This window comes from Acidovorax sp. GW101-11A03 (genome assembly GCF_059424825.1).
The window spans coordinates 1-3,073 of sequence record NZ_JBWKZU010000129.1; the positions used below are offsets into that span (position 1 = coordinate 1).

At 66.9% G+C, this 3,073-nt stretch carries 4 protein-coding genes; all 4 read right to left on the reverse strand.

All coding sequences use genetic code 11. The features are described 5' to 3' along the window. The coding region (locus AC07Z7_RS24935) for a pyridoxal-phosphate dependent enzyme (RefSeq protein WP_494768023.1) at nucleotides 1–543 on the reverse strand (543 nt) is incomplete at its 3' end. Between the two features lie 262 nt (nucleotides 544–805). After that, a complete protein-coding gene (locus tag AC07Z7_RS24940) occupies nucleotides 806–1,651 on the reverse strand; it encodes an enoyl-CoA hydratase-related protein (protein ID WP_494768024.1) in 846 nt (281 codons plus the stop codon). 126 nt (nucleotides 1,652–1,777) lie between these two features. Then, nucleotides 1,778–2,587 carry a glycine-rich domain-containing protein gene (locus AC07Z7_RS24945; protein ID WP_494768025.1) on the reverse strand — a complete coding sequence of 270 codons (810 nt, stop codon included), beginning with the start codon at nucleotides 2,585–2,587 and terminating at the stop codon, nucleotides 1,778–1,780. Between the two features lie 184 nt (nucleotides 2,588–2,771). Continuing rightward, the coding region (locus AC07Z7_RS24950) for a helicase HerA-like domain-containing protein (RefSeq protein ID WP_494768026.1) at nucleotides 2,772–3,073 on the reverse strand (302 nt) is incomplete at its 5' end.

The following is a 3,073-nucleotide window of genomic DNA, read 5'->3' on the forward strand; positions in this document are numbered from 1 at the left end:
GTCCAGGTCGGGCACCTCCTGGAGCAGTTCCAGGGCGGCCGTGGCTTGGCCCGCAATCACATGGGGGTGGTCGAACGGCGGGCTCAGCGTCATGCCACGCTCGCGCGCCAGCTGGCGGCTGATTGCCTCGCGGTCTTCGGTGTAGCGGTTGTAGGTGACCACCTGGGCGCCGTATTCGCGCGTGGCGGCCATCTTGGAGGCGGCGGCGTCCTCGGGCATCACCACCAGGGCAGGCATATCGAGCAACCGGGCCGACAGTGCAATGGCCTGCGCATGGTTGCCGGCCGAGAAGGTTAGCACGCCATGTTCGCGCTGCGCGTCGCTGAACTGGGCTAGCGCGTTGTAGGCGCCCCGGAACTTGAAGGCACCCGTGCGCTGCAGGTTCTCGCACTTGAAGAACAGCTTGGCGCCCAGCCGCTCGTCGATGGTGTTGCACCGCATCACCGGTGTGTGGTGCGCCACGCCTGCCAGCCGCCGGGCGGCAGCGGCCACGTCGTCATGGGTGGGCAGGCTCACAGAGGGGGGCATGCTGGGCACGGTCATGGTGGCGTCCTTGCAGCGGGGCGTGGGCCGCCCCGGGTTTCCACATGATAGCCCTTTGGGTCCAGAGTTGGCGCAAAAATAGCTGCCAGCGCGCGATGGGTAAGCGCGGGTAGCTATGAATTTGGTAGTGAACGAGGTGTTTGCCCTCAGAGCCTGGCCCGGCTCCGGCCCTTGAGGCCTGCGCCGCAGGCGGCCGGGCGGTCCAGCGATCTGCGGCTGGGGGGCGGAGCCGTCCGCCAGCCTCGTCCGCCAGCTCCGTTCCTCAACCCTGTTCGCTGAAGCGGATCAGCGGCGTGAGCGCCGGGAACTCACCCGCCCGCTTTTGCTTCATCGCCGTGACGGACTCCATCACATGTCGGTTGCTCCAGATGGCGCCTTGCAGCCAGCCCATCTGGCGCAGGCTGTCTTCCACGCTGTGGTCGCGCGCGTAGTTCACGGCCTGCTTGGTGCCCCAGATGGCGACGGGGGGTTTGCTGGCAATCTCTTGCGCGCACTGCAGCGCGGCGGCCACCATGGCCTCTGGCGTGTCGAAGACTGCGTTGACCAGGCCGTAGCCCTGGGCCCTTTGCGCGCTCAGGCGGCGGCCGGTGTAGGCCAGTTCTTTCACCACACCCAGCGGGATGAGCTTGGGCAGGCGCTGCAGCGTGCCCACGTCTGCCACCATGCCGATGTTGATCTCCTGGATGCAGAAGAATGCGTCGGCCGTGGCGTAGCGCACGCAGGCCGTTGTCACCATGTCCACCGCGCCGCCGATGCAGCCGCCCTGGATAGCCATGATGACGGGGATGCGCAAGCTCTCGATGCGGGTGAAGGTGGCCTGCATGTCGGTCAGCAGGTCAAAGATGGCGGCGCGGCCCTCGGGGCTCTGGTCGTCCATGGTGATGGCGCCGCCAAAGGTTTCGAGCGCCATGCCCGCGCTGAAGTGTTTGCCGGTGCTGCTGACGACCAGCGCGCGCGCCTCGCCGCTCTTGTTTAACGCAGCCAGCACCTCGTCCAGCTCCCGCCAGAAGGTGGGGTGCATGGTGTTCATGGCCTCGGGGCGGTTCAGCACCAGGTGGGCCACATGGTTGGTGATGCTGAGGGAGAAGCAGGTGAGGGTGGTGTTCATGGTCCGTCACTGTAGACCTGCTGGTCGCAGGCGGGTCGTCGCCTGGGTGACTTTCGATGAATGTGGCTATCTCCGCCTGTCTGTGTTGGGTTTGTTGCTATAAATAGAGGAGCATAATGGTGGAGGTCAGTCGCCGCCCCCGCCGCCGCAGCCACCACCGCCATCTCCCCCTCCGTCCCCGCCACCGCCGTCCGAGCTTTCCGCGCCGCCAAAGTCGCTAGCGCTGCCGCTGTAGCTGCCATCCGAGAAGCTGGTGCCGCAGTAGCTGTCGCCGCCGCTGCCGCCCGCGTCGCTCTTGCGGGCAATGTCGGAGCAGTCGGGCACGTAGGTGAAGCCCCCGGCAATGGCGAACTTGGCATCCAGCGCAAACAGCAGGGGCAGGCGGCTGGGGGCCTTGGGGTCGATGGATTCTTCCTTGCAGGCCCAGTACCAGCAGCGGCGCAGGCCGTCGTTGTGGAGGGCTTTCTTGCCCAGAGCCTCGGCCGGGGTGTGGTGCAAGAAGAAGCCCAGGGCGTTGTGGCACCACAGCTTGTAGGCCTGCGTGTGCAGGATGAACTCGTGCCACAAAGCATCCACGGCCTTGGATGGCATGGCCACAAAGTCCTTGTTGCTGCGCAGGCAGGCCATGAAGAACTGGCGCAGGCCGCGTTCGACCAGATCACAGTCGCGGGGGCTCAGGTGGGGGTAGACCTCGCGCAGCTTGCGCTGCAGAAAGCGGGGCAGGGGGGCTTCGCGGATGTAGCGCTCGCGCACGGCGGTGGTCCAGCGGATCAGCACCACGGTGAGCAGCACCGTGGCAAACACATACAGCAGCCAGATCCACCGGAGCTTCCACACCCCGGCAAACACCCCGATGAAAGCCAGCACCCACAGGATGATGGCCGTCTGGACCACCTTGTTGCCCCAGCGCACCAGGGCGTGTTCTACGCGTTGCATCGTGTCCCTCCTTGTTGTTGTGTGTTTCGGCCATTGCACGGCCGCAATGTGACCAAATCGTGACAAAAGCATGGCATTGTCGCCAGCCTGTCACAAGGCCACCACACCTGCGGAGGGCTCTGGGCGGCAGCGGGTCGCGGGGCGGCAGCTGCCCGACCGCGCCGCCGCGCCACCCCTTCTCCGTTCAGCGGCGCTTGCTGCCGCCGCCGAAGATGCCGCCCAGCACGCCGCGCAGGATCTCCTTGCCCACGTTGGTGCCCACGGTGCGCACGGCCGACTTGGCCATGGTCTGCACCAGACCGTCCTTGCGCCCGCCGCGCGGGCCGGTGGTGCCAAACAGCAGGTCGTTGAGGAAGCTGCTCTCCTGCGGCTGGGCCCCGCCCGGGGCTGTGCTCACGGGGCTGGCACCACCCGCTGTGCGGCTGGCAGGCGTGCCTGCGGGTGCGGGCGGGGCGTTTTCGGCGCGGCCCTTGAGCTTTTCGTAGG

Coding starts and splice junctions, on each gene's coding strand:
- AC07Z7_RS24940 (WP_494768024.1), bottom strand. CDS start 1,651: ATGAACACCACCCTCACCTGCTTCTCCCTCAGCATCACCAACCATGTG.
- AC07Z7_RS24945 (WP_494768025.1), bottom strand. CDS start 2,587: ATGCAACGCGTAGAACACGCCCTGGTGCGCTGGGGCAACAAGGTGGTC.